The organism is Brucepastera parasyntrophica (genome assembly GCF_022376835.1).
In the GTDB taxonomy this organism is placed as follows: Bacteria; Spirochaetota; Spirochaetia; order Treponematales; family Treponemataceae; genus Brucepastera; species Brucepastera parasyntrophica.
The window spans coordinates 1,593,710-1,618,688 of the sequence record NZ_CP084606.1; the positions used below are offsets into that span (position 1 = coordinate 1,593,710).

Here is a 24,979-nt window from a genome sequence, read left to right on the forward strand (position 1 = left end):
AAAGTGTTACCCCCGCTTTGGGGGGAATTCTGCAAATTCTGACCGTTTTATTGCATTTGATCTGTTCAAGCTCACCGTCCCGGTTCATCTGAATTGTATGTATCTTTCAGGTTCCCGGCCCTGATAATACAATTGCAAACCGGTAATACAGAATTTTTATAATGTTTTTTTCTCTGCCCGTTCTCCCTTCTGTTTCCGTCTCCCGTTTTTTGACCTGGCTATCAGAGCCCTGTCTATATATCCTTTCAGATAGCATTTATCTGCCTCTGTCAGTAATTTCAGTTTTTCTCCAAATGACAGGCGCCCGATATCAGCGGGCACTTCTGATCCGTTTTCCGGCATATTTTTCATCCTTTTCAATATTAACCCAGTTAAAGTATATGACACCCAGTTATTTCTGTCAACAAATTATCCCAGTTAAATATTATTGACCTGGTTAACAGAATATATTAATATTTAACTGAGGTGGACTTATATGCTGAGCGCGAGACTTGAATACCTGATTACCAGTTTGGGAATGAAAAAAAGTGAATTCGCTGATAGAATCGGCTTTACCCAGGCATATATATCCATGATCCTGAGCGGAAAAAAACACAATCCCAGCCCCCGGTTTTATGATTCGGTATCCCGTGAGTTCCATGTCAATTCCGGCTGGCTGCGCGACGGATCCGGAGAAGTGTTTGCTTTTCCGGACCTGGATATATCGGCATCAGATGCCTCCCTCCTGGCAAAATACCGGCTCCTGCCTCCTTCAGAGCAAAAAATTATTGATGAAATCGTAGACGCCATGCTGTTCAAAAGCATGGCAAAACAGGCGGACACGATATAAAGGAGCAGGATTCTGCTGCCCTTCCGGATTTGTACTTTTTTTCATGGGCTTTTATTCTATGTATCAATACCCGGTTCGTGTTACCCCCTGTCAGGGGGGAATTTCGGTTTTTCAGTAAAATTTTTCAGGAAAATTTTGGTTTACAGAATATTTTGCCATATAGTATGTACATGGCCGGCAAACAGATAAAAAAAGTCAGAAATAACATCCACGCGATCGAATAGAGGAATCTCATCCGGCAAAAAAGGAATAATTGACCGGACCATATGTCCGGAAGGGCATTGAATTATATCTGCCTTTTTTTGCCCGCACGGAAAAATGCCAGGCGGCCAATATCGTGCATTAACCGGAAAAGGAGAATAAAACCGTGGATACGCCCATTCTTACGGAGAACCAGAATATTCGGCTGAACATACGGCTGCCCCTGTTATTGTGCTTCGCGCTTTATGCCGCGTGGCAGATGGGAATTATTTATTTTTCCGGAACGGCCCTTTCAATTGACGGGAGAACGCCTCTGCCGGTATCAGTTGATAACATGACGATGGTAATTGTCGCCGGTTATACTCTGGGCATCATCTTTATGATTATTCTGCCGAGATTTACCGTCCTGGCGGAACGGATCGCAACCGCTGCGGCACTCATTTCGGTACTCAGCCTTTATTTACCGCTGCCGGCGGAAACACTTGCAACTCTGTATTACTTCCAGTCATTCTGCTGTGTTTTTATGATCGTATTTGAAACGGCCATTATCGTCAATTTATTCACCGAGGAGACTGCTATCAGGCATCTGCTTATCGCCTATGCCTTTGCCTATGGTCTCGTTGCCATTTTACAGAATGATTTTTTTCCGGTGTCCTTTCCGCTGTACCGGCTTTTCGCCGCGAGCTCTCTCATATTACTGCTGTTCTTCTTCTGCAGACTGCCGGCAAGGGTTTGGCCGGTGTACGTAAAAAAGAAAGACAGTCTCATCCGGCCCAAGCTGCTTTTCGTAGGATGTTTTGTACTGGTCGCGCTGAATTGCTTTATGACATTATTCGGAAATGCCGTAGCTGAGAATACTCCTCATGGTGTTTCCGTCTATTATGCCTCCGCCGCTGTTTATGGCCTTATTGCTTTTGTTTTATGGAAACGCTTTAACATAACACCCCTGCGAATCGTGTCTGTTCTTGTAAGCCTTGGGACCCTCGGGTTTGTTGCGGCTATTGCATCTTTATATATACCAGCCTTATCTCTTGTATCCTGTATTCTCATCGGGGCCAGTTTTATGTCTCTTGGTCTGAACCCATTTTACGGGGTTATTCTGGCAAAACGTTATCCATCCAGATTTATTGCTCCGGGACTCATAGGAATAGCCTTTGCGACAGTCCTTGTGCATTCAGCGCTGCTGGAAACATTCAGGAATAATCTGCAGATACTGTATATAGTTTACCTGACCATTACGGTGGCCATAACTATCTTATACCTGATGCTGCGGCCCTTCCTGATTTACGCATTTCAGGGGACGCCAGGCAGGACAGATGAAAAGACCTCCAGCGGCAATAACGCCGCCCTTACAGTACCGGACACAGGAAAAGCGGAAAACTTGCGCGCTCACGCCTTTGACTCCTTGTCCGGCCAAGAGATCAGGGTGGCGGAACTTATAATGCAGGGATACAGCAATTCAGAGATGAGAGTAATTCTGAACATCACTGAAAACACGCTCAAAAGCTACCGGAAGACACTTTACTCTAAACTGCAAATCCATTCCAGAAGAGAGCTGTTCGCATTGGGAGAAAAAATGTAAATGCAGGATTTCATGGTTTTTTATTTACGGAATAGTATGTGAAATATATCAGATTCTGCCTGAATCCAGCTGATTTCAGGTCCTGTTCTGGGAATCCTTTTTATACTGACCAACACCCTCCAGTCAGTGAGCGTTGCAACGCCGTCCTTTATATTATCCATTTGCCGCCAGGGAATTGTATATATTCCCCTGCTCTTTCTCCTGGGAGAATTATTCGGAATGACCGGACTCGTATTGACCCAGCCCGTGGCGGATTATATTTCCCTGTTTTTAGCGGCGGGATTGTACTTTGCGGCAAGCAGAAAACTGATGCCCGGGAAAAATAGGGCCACGCTGATCAGCGAAGAACAGCCTGCGTAAAAACCGGCGGCGCGGTTGGCCTGCATACCGCCTATCGAAGGGGTCTGGACTCCAGTCTGACGGACCGCGCTGCCGCATTCTTCGCCGGCGTGGGGAAGAAAATCCTGTTACCGCAAATATATCATAAGCAGCATAATATCCGATGTTCGGAGGCCTGATATTCTTGAGGCCTGCCCGAGCGTAGCGGGCAGGATCTGTTTTAATTTGGTTTTTGATTCCATTGACAAACCCGAGACGGCATCATAGTCAAAGCCGGAAGGAATTTTAGTGCCTTCCATTTTTTTCAGCCGGTCGATTCTTCTGTCCTGGGCTTCTATATAATGTTCATACCTGATTTCAAGTTCGGCCGCCGTCGCAACGCCGGGAGAATACGAGCGGAAGGATTCATTCAGGGCCAGAATATCTTCCAGCGGAACATGCGGGTCTCGCAATGCATCGGCACAGCTTTTGCCGACATGCTTTTCGAGAGAACTGTATGCGGCCGCGTTTTCAGTAGTTACTTTCTGAGCCTTCCACAGACTTGTTAATTCACTGCGGGCGGCAAGCTTTTCCGTGAGCCGGGCAACTGCCTCATCACGCTGCAGCCCGACTTTCCAGGCCTTCTCTGTTAGCCGTTCGTCCGCAGTATCATGGCGGAGGCGGAGACGGTATTCGGCGCGGGCCGTAAACATCCGGTACGGTTCCTTTGTCCCTAAAGTAACAAGATCATCAATAAGAACACCTATATAAGCCTCGGAACGTCCAAGTACAAAGGGCTCATATATCCCGGCGCCCGACGCGTCGGTTTTCCCGTCCCGCACGGCCCTGGCATACAGCGCGGCATTGATCCCTGCGACAAGCCCCTGACCTCCTGCCTCCTCATAGCCGGAGGTCCCGTTTGTCTGGCCCGCCGTAAAGAGGCCCCTGATGCGTTTTGTTTCAAGCGTGGGGGAAAGCTGGGTAGGATCAAGATAATCATATTCCACCGCATATCCCGGCCGCGTAATAACGGCGTTTTCAAGACCAGGGACTGTCCGCATATATTCATCCTGGATCTCTTCAGGCAGGGAAGAAGAAAGACCGTTAACATAAAATTCTTCGGTATCAATTCCTTCAGGTTCGAGAAAAATCTGGTGCCGTTCCCGTTCTGAAAAACGGACGACCTTGTCTTCTATTGATGGACAGTAACGGGGTCCCACGCCCTGTATCCTGCCGGCATACAGCGGAGACCGGTGAATATTGTCGCGTATTATGGCATGTGTTTTTTCATTTGTATATGTGAGATAACAGGAAACCGCGGGCCGGTCGGCAGCTGACGCTGAAAATGAAAACGGCCGCATTTCCGCGTCGCCCTGCTGCTCCTCGAGAACACTGAAATCTATTGACTGGCGGAGGACCCGGGGAGGTGTTCCTGTTTTAAGTCTGCCTATAGTGAATCCGGCGGAACCCAGCGCAGGACCAAGCCCGTTCGCGGCCGGTTCGCCGAGCCGTCCCGAGGAAGCCTCATACTCACCGATAAAAACCCGGCCTTCCATAAAAGTGCCGGTAGTCAGCACAATGGCCTTCGCTGAAATTTCCCTGCCCCGGGAAGTGAGAACAGCCTGTATAACACCAGAGTGAATATGACCGCCGGCCTGTCTGTTTGTGGCAATGATATCAACTACGGTGTCCTGATACAGATGAAGATTTTTTTCGAGTTCAAGCGTCTGCTTTGCGAGCTGGGCGTATTTATATTTATCGGCCTGGATACGGGGTGCCTGGACCGCGGGCCCCTTGCTCTGATTTAAAAGCCGGTACTGTATCATGGTGGCGTCAGCCAGCCTGCCCATTTCTCCGCCCAGGGCGTCTATTTCCCGGACAATGTTCCCCTTGGATATTCCTCCGATAGACGGATTACAGGACAGCCGTCCTATAGTATCCAGGGACTGGGTTATTAAAAGGGTTTGCATATCCATGCGCGCGGAAGCGAGAGCGGCTTCAATCCCCGCGTGGCCGCCTCCTATTACAATGACATCATAGTCGGAAAAACGAAATCCCATAAGAATGAAATTATACCCGGCATAATGAAACTGGGCAAGAATGTATGCGTCCTTTTATCGGTAAAGTTTCTCGCGGAGCTGCCCATACTTTTTACCCGCACTTTGCCTTTGGGTATGTCCGGTTTTTAAGGGATGCTGCCGGAAAACCAGCGGGCATATCTGACCGCTGAAAACCTACACATATCTATGTGTAGGTTTTCAGCGTTTTACACAATACTATGTGTAACTTTGCGCCGGCAGGATGTTATACTAATACGGAACGCCCGGTAAAACCCCGGCGCTTCAATCCCTGTTTTCTTATACCATCCTGATTATACGGTCGGCAAGAATTTCCGCTTCCTGTTCATCATGGGTAACATAGAGGGCGGTATATCCTGCTTCCCGCTGGCGGGAGCGCAGTTCCTCCTGCAGCCTTGCGCGGAGTCCTGCGTCAAGCGAAGATAAGGGTTCATCGAACAGTACCAGCAGAGGTTCCACTGCCAGCGTACGGGCAAGAGAAACCCGCTGTTTTTCTCCGCCCGACAGGGATTCGGGGCGCCGTTTCGCGAAGCCCTCAAGTCCCATAAGTTCAAGCCACTCCGCTGCCTTTTTTCTGCTTTCTTTCCTGCCTGCCCCGCCGGCGACAAGTCCATACCCGATATTGTCTTCCACCGACAGGTGCGGGAACAGCGCGTGTTCCTGAAACACCATGCCTGTTTTCCGCTTTCCCGGAGAAAGAGAGGTAATATCAATTCCGTCCAGCATAATACTGCCGGAGTCAGGAGTCAGGAGCCCGGCTATCATACGCAGCGCCGAAGATTTTCCGCAGCCGGAAGGTCCGAGAAGGGCAAGGGCTTCACCTTTTTCCATTTCAAGGGAAATTTCCACATCTTTCATAGGCCAGGATTTTCTGAGACAGATAACTTCAAAATAATTTTTCATTCTTTATTTCCCCAATCAGAGCGGACAGGAACACGCTCCCTGTCCTGGAGCAGGAATACAAAACCGGTCAGCAGGGTAAGCACAACGGCGCAGACACATGCCTCCGAAAAACGGTAAGACCCCATAAGCCGGTACAGCATAAGTCCCAGGTTTTCAAAACCGCCGATCGATAGAACAAGGGGCAGCGAAGCGTCTCCGGCGCTTATTGCAAAAACAAAGGCAGCCCCGGAAAAGATACCCTTTTTTACCAGCGGCAGCAGGGTCCTGAACGCAATGTCCGGAAGACCCGCGGACAGCAGCCGGGCTGAATCCAGGATGCCCGGAGGCACCCTGCCCAGTGACGCCTGTATCTGGGTCCACGCAAACGGCCAGGCAAGAGCTGCCTGCGCAAGTATCAATACAAACATATTCCCGCGCGGAACAAGCAGGGTCCAGCCGAACCCGAGCATAACGGATGAAACCGCGAGAGGCATCAGGGGTATAATACGGAATGCGGTTTTTAAGCCCTTTCGGGAGGATACATGAAGGCATTCATAAAAAGAGAGAAACAGGGCGGCGGCGGTTGAAATGAGAGCCGCGCTTAAACCGGCTATGCAGGTATTCGCCAGGGCAGGAAAAAATCCGGGACGCGAAAAAAAAGTTTTCCAGGCCTGAAGCCCGAACCGGACGGAGCCCGAGTAGGCGTCATTCGTATACACCGTAAAAGACCGGAACAGAATTGATGCCAGCGGTCCTACAAAAAAAAACAGGAGAAAAACCGCATACAGGGCAAACACCGTTTTTTCCCCCGCCTTGCGGAAGCGGGGACGGGTACGCAGAACCTGCAAACCGCTATTCCCGTCGCGGAGCTTTTTCTGGAGATGGGTGTAAAATACGACAACGCATACCGCTGCAGCGGTTTCAGTCAGGGCGATAATTCCGGCAAAACGGAAATTCAGCGAAGACCGGGCCGCCTGATACAATTCAACTTCAAGGGTTGTTCCGCCTACACCGCCGAAGAGCAGGACAATAATAAAACTGAAAAAACAGTACAGAAAAACCAGCACAGCCGCGGAAAGAATTGCGGGGGCAAGCCTCGGCAGGGTAATAGTCCGGAAAATCCGGAACCGGCCGGCGCCCAGCAGCCGGGCCGCGTCTTCCTCCGCTTCAGGAAGCCTCTCCCATACCTGCGAAACGGTACGCAGCACAACAGGAAAATTATAAAAACCATGGGCAATGACCACGCCCGCGAGCGAATACAGGAAATTCAGGGGAGGCTCCCCTGCTCCGGTCACCCGCATGAGAAAAGTATTGATATATCCCTGCCTGCCGTAAAACAGCACAAAGGCAAGCGCGATAATTACCGGAGGTACGCAAAGGGGAATTCCGGAAAAGGCAAGCAGAACCCGCCGCCCCGGAAAAGTTCTCCGTGCCGTGAAAAAGGCGGCAGGAAGGCCAATGGCCACCGCCGCGAGAGCGGATAAAAAGCCTCAAGCAGAGTAAACCTGAAAGCTGAAAAAATGCGGGGCAGCAGGCTCCGGATATCGGAAGGAATTCCTTCCCCATATCCGAAAGCAGGAATAACCGCGAACACTGCCGGCAGCACAAAGGAGGCAAGGACCAGCAAAAGCAGAACCAAAGTACAGGCGGACAATATCCCATATACCGGCTGGCGCGGCCCGGCTGACAAACCTGCGGTTCTCACCGTTCCGCCAGAATGGAAATAACCCTATCCACCGCAGACTGTACTTCTCCGGCGGGGACCGAAAGGATGGTCCGGGCGGCGGGCGCGGCGTCAAAAGAAGCAGGCAGCGTAACTGTCTCCGAAACAGGATACATCCACTGTGTCTGCGGAATAACGGACTGGGCTTCATCAGTCAGCATAAATTCGATAAAGGCTTCGGCGGCCTCAGGATGCCTGGCGTTGGCGGTAATACCCATCCCCTCGATCTGCATAACATGGCCCTCTTCAAATATCAGGGCCTGGAACCGGGAGGTATTATCATATTCAACATGATAGGGAGGACTGGTAGTATAGCTGATTACCAGAGGGGCCTCGCCCGCGGTAAAGAGCCCGTATCCCGTGTCCCATCCGGGAGCGAGCGTGAGAATATTGGGCTTCAACGCCGACCAGTATTCGGGATAGGCGTCGCCGTATACGGCAATTGTCCAGGCGAGAAACCCGGCACCCGGCGTACTGGTCCGCGGGTCCATCAGGATTATTTTTTTTGCGTACGCGGGATTCAGCAAGTCCTCAAGACTTTCCGGCTTTGTTATCCCGGAGGCCGTATCATAGATCATAGCAAAAAATCCCCAGTCATAGGGGTTACCAGCCAGTCATCGGCCATCACCAGCTCATCAGCCACAAGAGCAGCATTTGCCGGTTTGTACGCCCGGAGGACCCCTGCCCGCCGGGCTGTTTCCTCCTGGTTATTGTCAATGCCGATGAGAATATCCGAACCGGGATTTTTCCTTTCGAGGACGGCCCGGGACAGGACCTGGGCGGCGTCCCCGCAGGAAATGAGACTCACCTTATAACCGGTCTCAGCCTCAAACAGCCTTACAATCTCGGGACCGGGTCCCCAGTCGGCAACCCATGAATCATAGGCGTAAATAACAAGATCAGCCGCCTTATCGGACTTTCCGCCCGCAAAGACAGCGCCAAGAGAAACAAACAGAAATACGCAGAAAAATGAAACCAGACGTGTTTTCATCTCTCCCTCCGCCGGTATTACCCGGATACAGGTTGGCGTTTTCCATACGGAAATCGCTTGAAGCCTTTCGGCCTCACCGCCGGACAGGGATGACTGTCCCGGCGCGTAAGGGTATAATCTCAGCCGTCCGCTTCCGGACAGCACCCCTGAAAATGTACGCAGAAACTCCATAGAAGGAGTCGTTATAAACCGATCATACCAGAATGGAAAAATTGCTTCAAGCAGGGACGCAATAATTCTTCCGGACAAACCGTCGGACCGATTATTACAACACTTATCATAATACTTATAATAAGTGTTGTAATAAGTTAATTTAAAGCGTGAAACCCAGGCTTTTCCTCCCTGAGAATAAACGGTATTATTTACAGACTGAAACATGAAACCAACTCTTATCATCGGTTCAACCGTTGCGGACATAATTATTTCAGTCGGACATATTCCGAAAACAGGCGAGGATGTAAATGTTGAAGCCCAGAGCGCCGCGCCGGGCGGCTGCGCGTTCAATGTTTCAGAGATACTCCGTCTGTCGGGACTGCCATACTTTCTGCTGTCACCGGTCGGGACCGGTATATACGGTGATTTCGTTAAACGGGAACTTTCAAAGCGGGACATTGTTCCGGCCATTCAGGTAACGGACATGGACAACGGCTGCTGTTACTGCCTGGTTGAACCGGATGGGGAACGGACCTTTCTCTGCGATCATGGCGCGGAATACTTTTTCAAGCCGGACTGGCTCGCGGCGCTTGATGCCAATGAATTCGACGGGGTTTTTTTATGCGGAATCGAAATTGAAGAAACAACCGGAGGAGTTATTATTGACTGGCTGGAAACCTATCCCGGCCTGCCCGTTTTCTTTGCGCCCGGTCCGCGGATACATCTGATAGATCCTGAAAAAATAAAACGCATTCTCGCGTTCAGTCCCCTTCTCCATCTGAATGAAACGGAAGCCCTGACCTTTACCCGAACGGAAACAGTTGAAGAAGCGGCGGAGCAGTTATATTGTATGGCCCGCAATTCCGTCATCATTACGCTTTCGGAAAAGGGGGCCTTCTGTCTTGACGCGCAAAAACCGGACGGTCAAAGGGTATTTCACAGCCCGGGATTTCCTGCCCGGATCGTTAACACGATAGGCGCCGGGGACAGCCATATGGGCGCGGTCATCGCAGGACTCAAACAGGGAAAAACGCTGGAGGAAGCTGTTGCCCGGGCAAATCTCATCGCGTCAAAAGTCGTAAGCGTAAAAGAAGCCACATTGTCCCCGGATGTATTTAATTCACTGTGAAAGGGAAGAGGTTCTTTTTATACTTTCTTTACTTTATATTCCGCGGTATATATTTGTACCAGTCTTCTTGTTTTAAGGCTGTTTCTGTTAAAAAAGAATAATTCCACGGCGCGCCATACCAACACCCAGGTGACAATTACAAACAGTTCATTAAGAGCCCTGTTGTCCTTAAAATACGGAAAGATATTGCTTACCGAAAATACCGCCATTCCCAAAAGGGTCAGGATACCTGCCGCCCTTTTATTCCGCCTGTTTTCTTTCAGGGTATTATCAATTTCACGTTTTATATTTTTGTTGATTAATTCTTTTATAATTTCTATCTTTCCGGTTTTTTCCGGCAGCAATTCTATTTCTATAATTATTTTGCCTGTAATCGGGCTGTAATGTATTTCCCGTTTCAGATATTCGATTATTTCATTATTTATTCGTGTATCATCATCAAGCGCTATGGCTTTTTCCTCCGGTCCTTTTTTTGTGATAATGAAAATGAATCAAATATCAGACTATCGTCTGACAGATTAAGCCGGATAGTATTCACCGGCTGCCTGTTTTGAATAAATTTATTGTCCATATAATTTTTTTCCAGTCTGTTTGGAAAGGTCCATGGTTAATCCCGCCGGAGGCGATAGATCCTGTACGTGTTTCAATAGTATAAACACTTGCCGGAAATGTACAGGGTCTTTGAGATATTCTGTTTTGTTACTGTTTTTCTCCGGAAAAAATATTTGACAGGACGGAAAATGCGTGTTTGAATTATGTTTAACAGACTTAAAGCGAAATATCCGAAGGTTAAGAGTATTTCTTAGTGCTGAAATACAGTGGCAATAAAAAAGCTCCGGTGATATTACCGGAGCTTTTTTATTGTTTTTTGTTATGGCTTACCGCGCGTATTCCACAATCCTGGTTTCCCTGATAAGGGTCACCCTGATACGTCCCGGATACCGCAGATCGCTTTCAATTTTCTTCGCAATTTCACGGCCGAGGTCCTTAACGTCCCCGTCCGGAATTTTTTCATTATTTACCAGAACCCTGAGCTCCCGGCCTGCCTGGATGGCGTAGGCTTTTTCCACACCATCAAAGCTCTCTGCAATCTGTTCAAGGTTTTCAAGCCGCTTAACATAATTATCGATTGTTTCACGCCTTGCTCCCGGTCTTGCCGCCGAAATGGCATCGGCAATCTGGACCAGAATAGCCTCAATACTGGTTGGTTCAATATCATTATGATGGGAACCGATCGCATTAATAATACGCGGGTCCTCATTCATTTTACGGGCCATCTCCATACCGACTTCGGCATGGTTCTGGTCGGAATCATTCTCAACGCCCTTACCGATGTCATGAAGAAGGGCCGCCCGGCGGGCAATCTCCCGGTTTGCGCCGACTTCGGCGGCAAGCATCCCGGCTATCATGGCCACTTCTTTTGAATGGTTAAGAACATTCTGTCCGTAACTGGTACGGAAATACAGCCGTCCGAGAGCCCGTACGCCTTCCTGGCTCATATTATGAATTCCCAGATCAAAAAGGACTTTTTCTCCCTCTTCATATATCTTCTGGGTAATTTCCCGGGTAACTTTCTGGACAATTTCCTCAATCCGCGCGGGATGTATCCGCCCGTCAAGGATAAGCCGTTCCAGAGAGACCCTGGCAATTTCCTTCCGGACCGGATCAAAGCAGGAAATAACGACGGCCTCCGGAGTATCGTCAATAATAACATCAACGCCGGTAAGCGTTTCCAGGGTCCGGATATTCCGTCCCTCCCGGCCGATAATCCGTCCCTTCATTTCATCGCTGGGAAGAGAGACTGTAGCGACTGTGACGTCACTGGTTGTTTCCGTCGCGATACGCTGGATTGTAGCAACAAGCAATTCCCTGGCTTTCTTTTCCGAAGAAAGCTGGGCTTCCTGCTCAATCTTGTTTATCATCGATTGGGCGTCATGTCTTGCTTCGTTTTCCAGATTTTTAATAATAAGGGCTTTTGCTTCTTCCGCGGTCAGCCCGGATATCTGCTCAAGTTCTTTTCTGTAACGCTCTTCTTCATTCTGAAGAAGTTTTTCACGTTCAACAAAACTTTTTTCCTGCTCGGCAAACAGCAATTCCTGCTTGTCAACCGTCTCGGTCCTTTTATCAAGCGTTTCCTCTTTTTGAGTTAAACGCTTCTCATACCGCTGAAGTTCACTTCGGCGTTCACGATTCTCCCGCTCCTGCTGATTTCTTTCCCGAATAAGCTGTTCTTTTGCTTCTAGAAGTATTTCCTTCTTTTGAGCCTCTGCTTCTTTTATTGCATCCTGTTTTACACGTTCCGCACGCTGTTCAGATGCAGAAAGTTGAAATCTGGCGTACAGCCAGCGAATAGACCATCCAAGAATTAGTCCAGCAATCGGCAGGATTACATACAAAGTAGTCATATAGGTATGCTCCTTCCAATATTATAGTATGCTGTTCATTGTTAATTTATCACTGAAAAAAGTACGTTGTCAAGGAAAATAAAAAACTGGGCCGAAATGTGCCTTTACTATTCAGTGTTTTTATTTTTTTTCCTCTTTTTCCTGTTCAGACAATAAAAATCTGCTTTTTTCGCGTATAAATATCCGTCAAAATCCTTTTTTCTTAAACCGGCCATTTTCATGGCTCCTGTTTTCTGAAAAAGAACCCCGGCATTACATTCTGAATTCCTCGCCCAGATACACCTGCCGGGCGACTTCGGAATTGAGAATATATTCACGGGGGCCTTCTTCCACTATTTCTCCCTTATTGATAATACAGGCGCGGTCCGTTATTTCGAGAGTGTCGCGGACATTATGGTCGGTAATGAGAATTCCTATATTCTGGGCGGCAAGGTGCCGGATTATTGCCTTTATATCATGAACCGCAATGGGATCGATGCCGGCAAAGGGTTCGTCAAGAAGAAGAAACCTCGGTTCTATTGCGAGAGAACGGGCTATTTCAGTCCTTCTGCGCTCGCCCCCGGAAAGAGTATAGGCGGCCTGTTTTCTGACAGCCTGTATGCCGAACTCGTCAATAAGCGAATCCAGTTTTTGCATGCGTTCCGCCTTTGATAAATCCTTTCTGGTTTCAAGGACAGCAAGAATATTCTGCTCGACTGAAAGTTTTCTGAAGGCGGAAGCTTCCTGCGGAAGGTATGAAAGTCCGACATGTGCCCGCTTGTACATGGGAAGATCGGTAACAGACCTGTCATTCATATATATATTTCCGCTGTACGGCTTGTAAAAGCCTACAATCATATAAAAAGTCGTGGTTTTTCCTGCCCCGTTCGGGCCAAGCAGTCCAAGGATTTCTCCCGACTGCATTGAAAAAGTAACATCCCGGACCGCGTGCTTTTTGCGGAAAAATTTATTGAGCCCCTCGGCCCGTAAGGTATCAATCATTATCTGCTTCCTCCAGGGAAGTTATTTCATCGCCGTCCGTCCCGCTTCCGGCTTCTTCCTGTCCGTCTGAAACTTCCTCGGGAACTGGCGGAGGAACAATCTGCGGCGGCGTTTCCGAAACCGTACGCTGCACGGGGTCCGCGGGGGACGGAGAAGGTGCCCCGGATGACGCGGGAGGTCCGGAAGGCTGCTTGGTATCCTTTAAAGTTCCGCTGACGGAACCGTCAAGAATGATCTGCTCGGTATCAAGATTGACCGAAATACGGTCCGCCCGGAATTCATCTCCGTCACGGATAACCAGCGGAGAACCGGAAAGATCAAGCAGGGACAGTCCCCGCCTGTACAGAACAAAATTCGCCTTGCATTCAATATTATTCTTTACCAGATTTACATTAATCTGCAAAAGCGCGGTTTCGGTTTTCTGGTTATAGGTAATGAGTACAGCGGAGGCTTCAACATTGTTTTTCGAATCGGAAAGTCTGGCACTGCCCCGGAAAGAAGCAACTTCAGTGTCCCGGTCATAGGAAAGCTCTTCGGCATGAAAGGTATAGCCCTTTTCCTCATCCCGTCCGGCGACATTTCCCCGCGCGTTTACATATCGGAAATCCTTGCCCGATAATTCAATTATATCGCCGTTTATCTGAAGTGTTCCGACAGTAACATTGGCGTTTCCGTCCAGTACCGTAACGCTGCTCTTTTTCGAGGTCGAACCGGACATACGGTCCGCGGAAAAACTGATATCATTCGTATCAGCAGCCAGAATGCTGAAGGAAAGAAAGGCTCCCAATATGCAGAACAACTTTTTTGTTATATCCATATATGTTTAAATGTCCCTGCAGGCATAATGTTACGGTATCTGTTCATTTTCAGTTCCGTCCTGATTGGTATCATTTTCCGGAACCTGGCCGGAATTTTCATCACTTTCACCGGTTTCCCGGGATAAAATACCTGAAACTTCGTTTTCAAAGCTATAGGAATGGCTTAATGTATCGGCAAAAAACCCTGTTCCCCGGATAATGGAGCCGTCATCCTTTTCGATTTCAACCAATCCGGCATGGGGCGCGCTTAAATGGTGCTGTTTTTTTTGCCAGCGCAAATCCGGCGCCCTCAGATATATACTGTCAGAAACAACATAAAAGGAAGCACCCATCCCAAGGGAATAGATTTCAGCCTCATCGTTAATAAGCATAACCCCTGCGGAACCCTCAGCCTCTATTGTCTCAGCTCCATTGCCTGAATATTCCGTAAAAAAAACGCCTTCACCCGCCCAGATTCTGTCCGTATCATATATTTCGAGGAGCCGCGCGCTGAAAAGCATGGACAGCTGCGCGTTTTCATACCTCCCGGCGGAGGCTTCCATAAAGACCATATCAGGGACGGCCCGTTCATAGTCCAACCCGTCATTGTAATTAAATGAACAGCCGGATAAAAAGGCAGAAAAGAGAAAAATACCGATAAAAAACGGCTTTTTTTCAAAAATATACATATATTTACTATACAGTTATTCTCTATTTTCGTCAAAATGTGCTTTATCGCATTGACACTATATGTAAGAAGTTTTAAATTTCAAGTAATCGTCCAAAAAAGTCGATATGGAGTTATTATGTCTGAATTTCTCAGCGACACCGATTTTGAACTATATCGCAAATTAATTTATGATGAAAGCGGTATAACTTTTTCGTCAATGAATCGGACTATTCTTGAAAGCCGCCTTAAAGACAGGCTCCGGGAAACCAATCTCGCGACTCCTGCGGAGTACTATAATCTTGTCCGCAAAGACAAGGAAGAACTCAAGGTTATGCTGGATTCCGTCACCACGAATCTGACAAGATTCTTCCGTAACCAGCCCCATTTTGACGCTCTGATTAATTATGTACTTCCCGCGCTCATTAACCTGAAAAAAGTTTCCGGCGATAACAAAATCAGGGTTTGGAGCGCAGGATGTTCAACAGGGGAAGAACCCTACACCATAGCAATGATCCTCAAGGACAAACTTCCTCCGGCTTTTACCGCCGAAATTGTCGCCTCCGATATATCCCTTAAAAGTCTGATGGTTGGAAAAATGGGGTTTTATACCGACAGCAGGATTGTGGGTATTCCCGATAATTATCTGGGCAGATTCTTTGACCATAAAAATGACGGGTATCAGGTACGTGACGAACTCATAAAAATGATCCGTTTTGACTACCATAACCTGAAACATGATTCAGGGCTGCGCAATATTGACATTGTGTTTTGCCGAAACGTCTTAATCTACTTTGATGAAGCCGCCCAGAAAGCGGTAATTGACCGTTTCTGGGACGCGATGGCTCCGAAATCCTATCTTTTTATCGGACATTCGGAATCACTGTTTGGCATGAATACGCGGTTTGAATTCCTCAAGACCGATTGGGCTTGTCTCTATCAAAAGAATATCTAAATTCAGGAATAACAAAATATGGATAAAATAGGCGTTTTAGTAGTCGATGACTCTGCGCTCATGCGCAGTTTAATTGGTAACATAATCTCAAGCTCCCCGGATCTGTATGTAGTTGACAAAGCTATGAACGGGCGTTTCGCGCTGAAAAAACTTGCCCAGATTCACCCTGATGTTATTATTCTTGACATTGAAATGCCTGAAATGAATGGCATTGAATTTCTTGAGGCGAGAAGAAAACTCGGCATAGAAATTCCTGTTGTGATATTATCAAGTATTGCAAAAGCCAGAGCCCATGTTACCATGCAGTGTCTGGAACTCGGGGCAAGCGACTTTGTAACAAAACCATCAGGATCGGAATCCCTCGATCTTCATACCGTAGCGAACCAGATTATTGAGCTTCTGTACGGTTACGGCAGCAGATACCACATTAAAAAGCAGTCAGGCCTGATAAAACCATTGCCGGTTGACCAGCTCCGTTCATTCGGGACCTCGCTGGGAGATATGGAAAGAAGCTTTTCAAAAATTGATATTGAGCCTGAGCTTGACAATACCGCGGTACCGGCGGTTCCCGAGATACCTCAGCGGCCGAGAACTCCGCATGTTTCCCATATTTCTTTCCCCGGAAAGGACAGGACGCAGGCCAAACCGGTGCCGGTACGCAGTCCAGGCAATATTGAAATAATCGCAATAGGCATTTCAACCGGCGGGCCGAATGCTCTGAGAGAAGTTTTTCCCCATTTGTCACCCGATTTGCCGCAGCCTATTGTTGTCGTTCAGCACATGCCGCCCAGTTTCACCGAAGAATTCGCCAATAGCTTAAACAGGATATGTCCGCTGGAAGTAAAAGAGGCAAAGGACGGCGATATTGTCAAAGCGGGAAGAATTCTGATTGCGCCCGGGGATTTTCATATGATAGTTGAAAGAAAACCTCTGGCGACAACGGTCCGGATTACGGATGACCCGCCTCAAAACGGTCATCGCCCTTCAGTTGATGTCCTTTTTGAATCGATTAAAAAGAACTACCAGAACCATGCGCTCGCAATTATTATGACAGGAATGGGACGGGACGGGGCGGCGCAGATTACGGAACTGTATAAAGAGGGAGCCAGAACAATCGGGCAGGACCAGAATTCGAGTATTGTATACGGTATGCCCCGGGTCGCATACGAGATGGGAGGCATAATGGAACAATTGCCGCTGTCCGAAATTGCTTCCGCGATTAACCGCTATGGCATGGAATTCAGGAAATAACAGGCGGGTATCGCAATTGGTCATATGCAGGACTTAACCTGCATATGATTCCCGTTTATTCGAGGCGAGGGTTTAATAACAACCTATAAAAACGTTAGTTTTTGTAGGTTCCATGGTATTAAACCTGAGACCAATTCCACGGGAGAGAAAAATACTCCAGACCGAAGGTCTGCCCTGCTCTGCGGCGAGGTATTTTATTATTCTTCCGTTTTTTCAACTTTTACATAATCATTTACATTTACATAGAAGGGCCGGAACAGCCGGATCAGTTCCTCCGCAAGCATATCCAGAATCTCATTGGCGCTGTCGGTAAAATTGTAATTCCTGAAATATTTCGCGTATGCCGCGGCGTCCTTGTTCGCCACAGGAAGATATACATAATTCTGCACCATATATCCTATAGGGGAAGGTCCTTTGAGGGAAAAAGGCTGCTTTGTCTTTTGCGATATGAGGATTTCACCGGTTTGTGAATTTTTAAGCGAAAATTTAGCGCTGGCGGCGCGGTACAGAAAATAATCACCTGTTACCGGCTTGTGATCCTTTGGCGCGAGATTGGGGTTTGAATCGGGTTCAAGGATCTCATACACCTCACTTTCAACATCTACACTGATGGTAAGGATATAATCAGCGGCCCCGCCGGTCAGAATTTTCGTAAAAACGGGTGTAAGCGTTTCTCCTTCAGGGTCGAAGGAATACGGGTACGGTTTGTTTGCATACTGAAGCGTATAATCGCTCAGGTCATATATAAGAGGCCGGGTCGCATAATCACCATATGTCCGCTGGGAACGTGAAATGGGAATAACATAATCTTCCTGCGTTGAAAGCAGGTTTTCCATTTTTTTGAAAAAATAATCGGTAAGATAAGCATCTTTGAGGCCTGATTTGGCAAAAATGTTGGTATCCAGGACTCCGACCTGCCCGATTCCGCTCTTTCTTTCTTCTTCCATGAATTTTCCGGCAAGCGGAACATCCACCCCGTTTACGGAAAGAGTTGCGTCCCTGAGATCAATCAAGTCAAAACGGGATGAACTCAGTTCAACTTCTACATCCTGCAGGGACAGGCTCGCGTCCTGTACAGACGAGGCTATCGCCGGGTATTCAGCTGTTGTAATTGTTACAGCCTGCCTGGTTGCGCAGGAAATAAATAATGCGCAGACAAGCGCCGGACCGAGAACAACGGACTTTTTCATTCTAAAACTCCTCACTTCTTTATTTGAAAGGCAACTATATCACGGAAAGAAAAATGAGGAGAAGGCAAATTCCACCAGAAAAGTAATATATTATGCGGAAAAAGCTGTCTTTACAGCGAAGGACCGGATATCCTGTAATAAATACTGTTCTCTCCTGAGGCCAGCAGAAGAAAAACTCTTCAATCCAGAAGCTTGTGTCATTAATCAGATGGATGATCATATCATATTCACGTTTTTCCGGTTCATAAAAAACGGTCAGGACAACAACATTGTCGTTTGAAACAATATTTTCAACATCACAGCGGCCCATACCGCCGAATTCAACAAAGGGCGAAAGCGCGTATAAATCAAGAACCAGGGAATGGTTCGGAACAACCTGGGCTTTTCCCCAGGAAAATTCCCGTTCCGCAGTGCTTGCGGTAAGCAGAAAATCCCAAACCCCGGATAAAAAGCATAATCCTTGTCAGCCGTACCGCTCGCCTGTACTGACGCCATCTGCAATAATAGTATGAGTACGGGCAATAGTACCGGTTTTTTCATAAACACGCCCCTTTCGGAAATTGTACCACAGTTATGCCTGTTTTAAAATTAATCATTTAAAAAACAGACCGGGCACCCGCTATAATATACTGATTATTTCAGGCGTTGAATTTTTGAACAGCCGGGACAGGCCTACTGCCGCCGCACAGCCCGCGAGAAAGGCAGCGAAAGCAATTATAATCCGGACAGGCTCGCCTGAAGAAGGCAGCAGGACTGCCGTCAGTATAAGCGCCGCTGCCGCGAGGAAAACAGGAAGGCCTATCGCGCTGAAAACCTGAAAAACAGGCAAGCCGGCCGGGATATGAACAAAAACTTCAGCTCCGGGATATATGTCAAGCTTGTTGCTGTTTTTTACTTTTAAAATACCGCCTTTTCCGCCGCAGCCGGTATTGCCGCAGTTACCGCAGGCGGAATTATCCAGCGGAACAGCTGATATAGTATCTTTTTCAATAGCTATTATTCTGACTTTTTCTTTCATGTATCATATTTCCTGCTGCGGCGGATCAGCGCACTCAATCCCGATGCGGGAAATTGCCTTTGTTTTTCCGGAATCGTCAAGGTCCAGCAGAACTCCCTGCAGCTGCAGGGCCTCCCAGGCATCTTTGGACCAGTCCGGGATGCAGGTCAGATATTCGCGTATTTTCGGTTCCGCGGCGGTCCCGCCGACCGAATTTCTGCTTCCTGTTCTTCCCGCGTCCGTTATTACGCCGCAGCCGCCCGGAAGGATCCTTTCGTCGGCGGTCTGAACCCGGGCGTGGGAACCGATTACCGCGGAAACTTTTCCGTCCGCGTGGTAAAAAAAGGCCTGTTTTTCCGCCGTTGCGCCGGAATGGAAATCGACAATTATAAAATCCGTCTCTTCGGACAAGCGGGCAGCTACCGCATTAAGGGAAGTAAAGGGATTTTCGCTGTGTACCCTGGAAAACCCGGCATGTCCCAGCATTGATACTACCGCTATTTTCCTGCCGCCGGCATTGGCAAAATGCCAGCCCCGGCCCGGACTTTCTGGAGGATAGTTTACGGGGCGGAGAACATAGGGAAGGGCGTCAATTTCCGCAACCATATCCTTTTTAAAAAAAATACAGTCGCCGCCGGTTATTACATCGGCCCCGAGTTTGCGCAGGTATCCCGCATGCTGGCGGCCCAGACCGTAAGAACCGGTGGTCCCGTCCCCGTTAACAATAACAAGATCGGGCTTCATCTCTTTTTTCAGGGAGGGGAGCTGTTTTTTTATACACCAGAGTCCGCTTTTGCCGACAACTTCACTAACATATAGTATCCGGATACCCACAAAAACTCCGTTTTATTCGAGGCGAGGGTTTAATGCCCCAGACCAAAGGTCTGCCCTGCTCTGCGGCGCTTTATATAATAACCTATAAAAACGTTAGTTTTTGTAGGTTCCATGGTTTTAAGCCCGAGACCTATTCCTCGGGAGAGAAAAATACTCCGCTGTTCTGCGGCAGGGTATTTTATTAAAAATTTCTGAAAATTACGGGAATCAGCTGATACCCCTCTCGGCAAGAATTGCCGAACATTTTTTCATTTTATCCGTTTTTCCCAATTCTTCGTAGGTATCACGAAGATTATACAGGGCATCATTGAATTCGGGAAGCAGGGTCACGGCCGTTTCAAAAGACTTGCAGGCAGCCTCATACCGTTTCTGGCTGAATTGCAGAACTCCGTAATTATTCCATACGCGTCCATTCTGGGGGGCAATTCCTAATGCGGCCTGATAAGCATCTTCCGCTATGGTATCCTCGCCCAGTTCGTGCAAAAGAACCCCAAGGGTATCAAAAATATCAACATCAAAAGGATTTATTTCAAGGGCCTGTAAAAGAGCATTGCGGGCATCGTCATACTGCCCCATTGCCCGGTAACTCAGGGCAAGATTATACCACAGAACATAATTCTCTTTATCAATACGTATTGCCTGCCTGAGACAGGCAACCGCCTCGGCGTGTTTTCCTTCCGAGGCGAGCAGGAGGGCTGTTGAATTAAAATATTCCGCTGTTTCTTTCATTCGCGTAACCCGTCACGCATTGAATCAAATAAATCGGCAATAAGGTCGGCTTCCTCCTTTCCGGGGTATCGGCCCCGAAGGGAAAGGCATGAGCGCTCAATAAGCTGGTTTCCGTACTGCCGGGCCTGCTCGATGGCACCCGAAGCGGAAAGCCGTTCAATAATCTTCTCTACATACGGAGAATCGATACCTTCCTGACGGGCTTCGATAAAAGCCTGTGAGAAAAAAGCATTGTCTTCGGGGTGTTTTTCAAGGTGCATGATCACAGGAAGGCTCTTTTTTCCTTCAACAATATCGTCTCCCCTCTTTTTGCCCGGATTCCCTGTTGTCAGATTTCTTACATCATCCAGAACCTGAAAGCCTACGCCTATTTTAGCGGAAAGCTCTCCAAAAGAACGGGCCTCCGCCGCATCTTTTCCGCCGGTAAGCATTCCTATTTCACCGGCCATATACGGGAGGGTTCCTGTTTTCAGCATTACCATGGCCTCATACTCTGCGCGGACCGGCAAAAAACCGGGATCCCTGTGCCATTTTATATCCATTGCCTGCCCCAGATGCAGCTTGCGTATCTCTCTGGTCGCGATTTTGAATAAAATCAGCTTGAAGGATTCTGAACAGGGAAACACATCAATAACGGAAAGAGCATGAAAATAAAGCCAGGAAGCGCTGTTAATGGCAACATCTTCACCGTAGATGAGATGGATTGCCGGTTTCCCCCTTCGGGTTTCAGCATGATCTTCGATATCATCATGAATCAGACTGGCTGTATGGGAAAATTCAATAATCGGCGTTAAAGCGTAGGCCCTTTCGCCTCCTCCCGCCAGTTCGCAGGCCAGCACCATAAGCAGGGGACGCCAGCGTTTTCCGCCTCTTGCCAGCAAATCCCGGCACGGATCAAGGAGAATATCAATATGATTAATACGCACCGCATCAGGGACCGCAAAAAAGGAACTGGCAATCCAGTCCCGGTCTGCCTGGCGCGGAAGATTGGCAAGAAGAACAGCTTCTATCTTTTCAAGACGGCGCGTATACTCTATATTCATAATAATATTGTAACGCATTTATGTATTCTTGCAAGGGGAACCCATGCCGCCCAGAAACTATGAAAAACCGGATTATTGGACACAGAAGGCATTTTCCGAAGGATACCCCGCCCGGTCCGTATACAAACTGAAGGAAATGGATGAAAAATTCTCACTGGTAAAAAAAGACCAGCGGATCCTTGATCTGGGGGCCGCGCCGGGGAGCTGGACAGTCTATGTTCTGAGGAAGCTGGACGGAACCGGGCATATTACAGCGGTAGACCTCAACCCCCTTGCAAAGGATGTAAAAGGTGTAAACCTTTCTTTTTTCAGGGTGATATGTTTTCTCCGGAAATCCGGAAAGCAGTCAGGGAAAACGGTCCCTATAACACGGTAATCTGCGACGCGGCGCCGCCGACAACCGGGAACCGTACTGTAGATACCGCGCGTTCGGCGGGAATCGCGGAACTTGCTATTTATTACGCCGGAGAATATCTTCTTGAAGGCGGAAGCTTTGCGGTAAAAGTGTTTCAGGGCGGTGAGGAGCAGCAGCTTTTGAAAAAACTCAGGACACTGTTCACAGCTGCAAGGGCTTTTAAACCGGAGGCCTGCCGCCAGGGGAGCTTTGAAACCTATCTGATAGGGACGGGAAAAAAATAAACCGCAAATTTGTAAAAAATAAGCTGTTTTCAGCCGATAATTTAGACAGAAAATCATTTTGATGTTATAATGGGTGAATCATGGGGCATTTTCCGCAAAAATTAATACACAGTTTCTTCATACTGTTAGCTATATGTACATTATTTTCCTGCAATAAAACGCAGAACGAAAATATCACAGAAGAATTCCATACTGAACAGTTTACGGGTATGGGGGCGCGGACACGGGACTACCTTCGGAACGGCCGGATATGGAAACCGGAGAGACCGAAAAAATCCCGGATCTGTATTATGTAATCTATACAGTCCAAAAAGGTGATATTGTAGGCAAAATCGCCGAAGAATTCGGGGTTTCTCAGGATGCAATAATAAGCCTTAATAACCTGCGCAATACGAGAAATATCCAGATCGGCCAGCTTTTGAAAATACCCTCGATGAATGGCATTATTTATACTACAAAAAAAGGCGATACCCCGGAATCCATTGCGGATAAATACCGCATTTCTCTGGAAAAAATAGCTGTCGTTAACAATATTACCGACAACATTGTTACTCCGGGTTCGATGATCTTTCTTCCTGACGCAAAGCTCGACTGGGTAACCATTCAGGAAATAAATGGGGACCTTTTTGTCAAACCGCTGCGCGGAGGGTATTATATTTCATCCCGGTATGGCTGGAGAGATAACCCATTCAGCGGCAAACGGACCTTTCATAACGGGATTGATATGGCCTGCTCCCGCGGGACTCCCATATACGCAGCGCTGGACGGGACCGTTACGTCAACCGGCTTTGATGTAACATACGGAAATTATGTCATTATTTCACATCATTCCGGCTATCAGACCATGTATGCCCATATGAATACTATCCTGACTTCAAAGGGCAAACGGGTTACAACTTCCACAAGAATCGGAACGGTCGGAAATACCGGACAAAGTACGGGTCCCCACCTCCATTTTACCGTATACAAAAACCGGGCGACCATAAACCCGGCGACCCTGTGGAATTAGTTCCGCTGTATAATCTTTCTTTATTTTGCTGATTTCTCCGTATAATACATAACAGACTGAAAAAGCGGACGGTATTAGATAAAATTTCTGTTACAGAATAAAACCGCCGGGTGCGGTCAGAGATGGTCCGAAAAAACGATTATCTTGTCAAAGTGGTAAAAACGTTTTTTTTCAAATTTCGGGGGATTAAGCGATATTTTGCTGGTTTGCTCGGTTATATATCCGATTGCCGTTTCATTATAACGGCGGGCAGATTCTATAATCGTGAAAAAATCGACTTCCCGTTCAAGTACGATATAATTTTCAACCGGTTTCAAATATACTTCCACTCCTTCCGGGGAAATCATTTCAAGGATAGCGTACATTACATCCGGATGGGCAAGTATCTGGGCCGCAATACGGAAAATAATATCAACTGAAACTATATTTACGCCGGAAATTTCCTCCGCGATATTCCTGAGCAGGTTATCAAAGACAACCGTAATATTATTTATAAAACCGCGGTCCGCAAGGGCGTCTTTTAACAGGATGTACATTCTGGCGACGAGCATATCATTGCCGGGGCCATAGCCCGGAATCACAATATTTTCATAAAACTGCCAGTCGATGTCGGACAGCGTTTTTTTGTCAAAGATATTTCCCTGCTCGACAGTAATTTCTATGGGGATTTTTTCAAACTCGCCGGAAGAAAGCTGGCTTATATCCTCACAGATTATGCGGACCCTGGAATGTTTCTGGGTATAGCTTGCGAGCGCTTTCAGCATATAAATGCAGTCCGGGCTCCAGCCCAGGAATAAAAACGTTTCATCAGCCTGGGGGCTGATCTGAAAGTCTGAAATATCATGATATTTCGGGGCAGGCTGCAGGTTCTGGCAGGGCTTTATTCCTGAAGAGGATGACGCAAGCACAATGATCTGGTCATCTTTTTCGACAACAGTTGCCATGGGGGATTAAGCGTAACCTGCCCCCGGTGCAAAAGACCTACCGTACAGGCGTTTTCAAAAGCCCTGAGGATCTGGCTGTATGTTGCGCCTTCATATTGGGCCGCCGGATAAAAATATATTTCATTTCCCCGGAAGGAAAGAATTTCATCATACACCTGTGAAAGACAGCGCTGGCGGCTGATCTGGGCAATAATCGCAGGAAACAGAATTTTAATGCACAGCGGATTTACGCGGCTATTGTATTTTTCGGTAATGCGCTGCGCAGCAGACGTATCTTCGACAACGGCGGTTATTTTCGGGATGTCCCCGTTTTGACTGATAAGGGCATTAAGCTGCCCGGCTATAATAATGGCCTTTTCATCATTGTCAGGCCGGCCATACAGGTTTATCAGAATGGAAGAAGCTTTGTCAGGCATACCCAGACGCAAATCGTCAGGGTTTTCAGGATCGCCGGAAATTATTTTGAGCCCCAGTTTTTTTGCGGACGCCGGCAGATTGCCGGGAATATCCTTTTTCGGGGCGATCAGAACTATTTTCTTTTTTTTCAACAGATCAGTCTGCGCCAATTCTTCGAGAATAATAGGCGTTGAAAAAGACCAGCCGAGCAGCAAAATATGATTAACACCCGAGAAATGCCGTTTAAACATAAGTC

Annotated in this window: 26 protein-coding genes and 1 pseudogene; 8 read left to right on the forward strand and 19 right to left on the reverse strand. The window is 47.7% G+C overall.

The window, feature by feature from the left end:
* Positions 1 to 156: 156 nt before the first annotated feature.
* Positions 157 to 342, reverse strand: coding sequence for a hypothetical protein (locus tag K7I13_RS07495; protein ID WP_255949148.1), 186 nt, complete (start codon positions 340 to 342; stop codon positions 157 to 159).
* A gap of 133 nt (positions 343 to 475) precedes the next feature.
* Here K7I13_RS07495 and K7I13_RS07500 point away from each other — a divergent pair, with 133 nt between their 5' ends.
* The 3 genes from K7I13_RS07500 (at position 476) to K7I13_RS07510 (ending at position 2,972) form a co-directional block, all read left to right on the forward strand.
* Positions 476 to 829, forward strand: coding sequence for a helix-turn-helix domain-containing protein (locus K7I13_RS07500; protein WP_255949149.1), 354 nt, complete (start codon positions 476 to 478; stop codon positions 827 to 829).
* A 367-nt stretch (positions 830 to 1,196) separates the two neighbouring features.
* Positions 1,197 to 2,612 carry a helix-turn-helix domain-containing protein gene (locus K7I13_RS07505; RefSeq protein WP_255949150.1) on the forward strand — a complete coding sequence of 472 codons (1,416 nt, stop codon included), beginning with the start codon at positions 1,197 to 1,199 and terminating at the stop codon, positions 2,610 to 2,612.
* Positions 2,613 to 2,831: 219 nt separating this feature from the next.
* Positions 2,832 to 2,972: a hypothetical protein gene (locus tag K7I13_RS07510; RefSeq protein ID WP_255949151.1), complete on the forward strand. Its 141-nt coding sequence runs from the start codon at positions 2,832 to 2,834 to the stop codon at positions 2,970 to 2,972.
* A gap of 107 nt (positions 2,973 to 3,079) precedes the next feature.
* Here K7I13_RS07510 and mnmG read toward each other — a convergent pair whose 3' ends face one another.
* The 5 genes from mnmG to K7I13_RS07535 form a co-directional block, all read right to left on the reverse strand.
* On the reverse strand, positions 3,080 to 4,990 hold the full coding sequence (mnmG, locus tag K7I13_RS07515; protein WP_255949152.1) for a tRNA uridine-5-carboxymethylaminomethyl(34) synthesis enzyme MnmG: 1,911 nt from the start codon (positions 4,988 to 4,990) through the stop codon (positions 3,080 to 3,082).
* Between the two features lie 297 nt (positions 4,991 to 5,287).
* On the reverse strand, positions 5,288 to 5,911 hold the full coding sequence (locus K7I13_RS07520; protein ID WP_255949153.1) for an ABC transporter ATP-binding protein: 624 nt from the start codon (positions 5,909 to 5,911) through the stop codon (positions 5,288 to 5,290).
* The gene (locus tag K7I13_RS07525; RefSeq protein ID WP_255949155.1) at positions 5,908 to 7,356 is read right to left on the reverse strand and encodes an ABC transporter permease; all 1,449 of its coding nucleotides are present in this window, start codon (positions 7,354 to 7,356) and stop codon (positions 5,908 to 5,910) included. The genes K7I13_RS07520 and K7I13_RS07525 overlap by 4 nt, the downstream gene beginning before the upstream one ends.
* A gap of 235 nt (positions 7,357 to 7,591) precedes the next feature.
* Complete coding sequence (locus K7I13_RS07530; RefSeq protein WP_255949157.1) at positions 7,592 to 8,191, reverse strand: thiamine ABC transporter substrate-binding protein; 600 nt, start codon at positions 8,189 to 8,191, stop codon at positions 7,592 to 7,594.
* Entirely contained in the window at positions 8,188 to 8,853 is a 666-nt protein-coding gene (locus tag K7I13_RS07535; RefSeq protein WP_255949159.1) for a type 2 periplasmic-binding domain-containing protein, read from the reverse strand. Before K7I13_RS07535 ends, K7I13_RS07530 begins: the two co-directional genes overlap by 4 nt.
* A gap of 127 nt (positions 8,854 to 8,980) precedes the next feature.
* On the opposite strand from K7I13_RS07535, the gene K7I13_RS07540 reads away from it, so the two are divergent.
* Positions 8,981 to 9,886: a PfkB family carbohydrate kinase gene (locus K7I13_RS07540; protein WP_255949160.1), complete on the forward strand. Its 906-nt coding sequence runs from the start codon at positions 8,981 to 8,983 to the stop codon at positions 9,884 to 9,886.
* Between the two features lie 17 nt (positions 9,887 to 9,903).
* On the opposite strand, the gene K7I13_RS07545 is transcribed toward K7I13_RS07540, so the two are convergent.
* The 5 genes from K7I13_RS07545 to K7I13_RS07565 all read right to left on the reverse strand — a co-directional run bounded on the left by K7I13_RS07545 (position 9,904) and on the right by K7I13_RS07565 (position 14,758).
* Positions 9,904 to 10,230 (reverse strand): hypothetical protein, encoded by a 327-nt coding sequence (locus tag K7I13_RS07545; RefSeq protein WP_255949161.1) that lies wholly within the window; start codon positions 10,228 to 10,230, stop codon positions 9,904 to 9,906.
* 534 nt (positions 10,231 to 10,764) lie between these two features.
* The gene (gene rny, locus K7I13_RS07550; RefSeq protein ID WP_255949162.1) at positions 10,765 to 12,291 is read right to left on the reverse strand and encodes a ribonuclease Y; all 1,527 of its coding nucleotides are present in this window, start codon (positions 12,289 to 12,291) and stop codon (positions 10,765 to 10,767) included.
* A gap of 252 nt (positions 12,292 to 12,543) precedes the next feature.
* On the reverse strand, positions 12,544 to 13,272 hold the full coding sequence (lptB, locus tag K7I13_RS07555) for an LPS export ABC transporter ATP-binding protein (protein WP_255949163.1): 729 nt from the start codon (positions 13,270 to 13,272) through the stop codon (positions 12,544 to 12,546).
* Entirely contained in the window at positions 13,265 to 14,089 is an 825-nt protein-coding gene (locus K7I13_RS07560) for an LptA/OstA family protein (protein ID WP_255949164.1), read from the reverse strand. The genes lptB and K7I13_RS07560 overlap by 8 nt, the downstream gene beginning before the upstream one ends.
* Positions 14,090 to 14,119: 30 nt before the next feature.
* Positions 14,120 to 14,758: a hypothetical protein gene (locus tag K7I13_RS07565; RefSeq protein WP_255949165.1), complete on the reverse strand. Its 639-nt coding sequence runs from the start codon at positions 14,756 to 14,758 to the stop codon at positions 14,120 to 14,122.
* Between the two features lie 117 nt (positions 14,759 to 14,875).
* Between K7I13_RS07565 and K7I13_RS07570 the strand changes: the two genes are divergently transcribed.
* Together K7I13_RS07570 and K7I13_RS07575 are read left to right on the forward strand one after the other, a co-directional pair.
* A complete protein-coding gene (locus K7I13_RS07570) occupies positions 14,876 to 15,691 on the forward strand; it encodes a CheR family methyltransferase (protein WP_255949166.1) in 816 nt (271 codons plus the stop codon).
* 18 nt (positions 15,692 to 15,709) lie between these two features.
* The gene (locus K7I13_RS07575) at positions 15,710 to 16,942 is read left to right on the forward strand and encodes a protein-glutamate methylesterase/protein-glutamine glutaminase (protein ID WP_255949167.1); all 1,233 of its coding nucleotides are present in this window, start codon (positions 15,710 to 15,712) and stop codon (positions 16,940 to 16,942) included.
* 197 nt (positions 16,943 to 17,139) lie between these two features.
* Here the strand turns inward: K7I13_RS07575 and K7I13_RS07580 are convergent, their stop codons facing one another.
* From K7I13_RS07580 to K7I13_RS07605, 6 genes are all read right to left on the reverse strand, one after another.
* Positions 17,140 to 18,132, reverse strand: a complete 993-nt coding sequence (locus K7I13_RS07580; RefSeq protein WP_255949168.1) for a hypothetical protein — start codon at positions 18,130 to 18,132, stop codon at positions 17,140 to 17,142.
* A 34-nt stretch (positions 18,133 to 18,166) separates the two neighbouring features.
* On the reverse strand, positions 18,167 to 18,442 hold the full coding sequence (locus tag K7I13_RS07585) for a hypothetical protein (protein ID WP_255949169.1): 276 nt from the start codon (positions 18,440 to 18,442) through the stop codon (positions 18,167 to 18,169).
* A 309-nt stretch (positions 18,443 to 18,751) separates the two neighbouring features.
* On the reverse strand, positions 18,752 to 19,150 hold the full coding sequence (locus K7I13_RS07590) for a SoxR reducing system RseC family protein (protein WP_255949171.1): 399 nt from the start codon (positions 19,148 to 19,150) through the stop codon (positions 18,752 to 18,754).
* 3 nt (positions 19,151 to 19,153) lie between these two features.
* Positions 19,154 to 19,963 (reverse strand): TIGR00282 family metallophosphoesterase, encoded by an 810-nt coding sequence (locus K7I13_RS07595; RefSeq protein WP_255949172.1) that lies wholly within the window; start codon positions 19,961 to 19,963, stop codon positions 19,154 to 19,156.
* 207 nt (positions 19,964 to 20,170) lie between these two features.
* Positions 20,171 to 20,692 carry a tetratricopeptide repeat protein gene (locus tag K7I13_RS07600; protein ID WP_255949173.1) on the reverse strand — a complete coding sequence of 174 codons (522 nt, stop codon included), beginning with the start codon at positions 20,690 to 20,692 and terminating at the stop codon, positions 20,171 to 20,173.
* Positions 20,689 to 21,753 carry a polyprenyl synthetase family protein gene (locus K7I13_RS07605; protein ID WP_255949174.1) on the reverse strand — a complete coding sequence of 355 codons (1,065 nt, stop codon included), beginning with the start codon at positions 21,751 to 21,753 and terminating at the stop codon, positions 20,689 to 20,691. Before K7I13_RS07605 ends, K7I13_RS07600 begins: the two co-directional genes overlap by 4 nt.
* Positions 21,754 to 21,778: 25 nt before the next feature.
* Here K7I13_RS07605 and K7I13_RS07610 point away from each other — a divergent pair.
* Together K7I13_RS07610 and K7I13_RS07615 are read left to right on the forward strand one after the other, a co-directional pair.
* Positions 21,779 to 22,374, forward strand: a pseudogene (locus K7I13_RS07610) (SAM-dependent methyltransferase).
* Between the two features lie 250 nt (positions 22,375 to 22,624).
* Positions 22,625 to 23,383 carry a M23 family metallopeptidase gene (locus K7I13_RS07615; protein WP_255949175.1) on the forward strand — a complete coding sequence of 253 codons (759 nt, stop codon included), beginning with the start codon at positions 22,625 to 22,627 and terminating at the stop codon, positions 23,381 to 23,383.
* A 116-nt stretch (positions 23,384 to 23,499) separates the two neighbouring features.
* Here the strand turns inward: K7I13_RS07615 and K7I13_RS07620 are convergent, their stop codons facing one another.
* Together K7I13_RS07620 and K7I13_RS07625 are read right to left on the reverse strand one after the other, a co-directional pair.
* Entirely contained in the window at positions 23,500 to 24,327 is an 828-nt protein-coding gene (locus K7I13_RS07620) for a hypothetical protein (RefSeq protein WP_255949176.1), read from the reverse strand.
* Positions 24,264 to 24,974: a CASTOR/POLLUX-related putative ion channel gene (locus K7I13_RS07625; protein WP_255949177.1), complete on the reverse strand. Its 711-nt coding sequence runs from the start codon at positions 24,972 to 24,974 to the stop codon at positions 24,264 to 24,266. Before K7I13_RS07625 ends, K7I13_RS07620 begins: the two co-directional genes overlap by 64 nt.
* Positions 24,975 to 24,979: the final 5 nt, after the last annotated feature.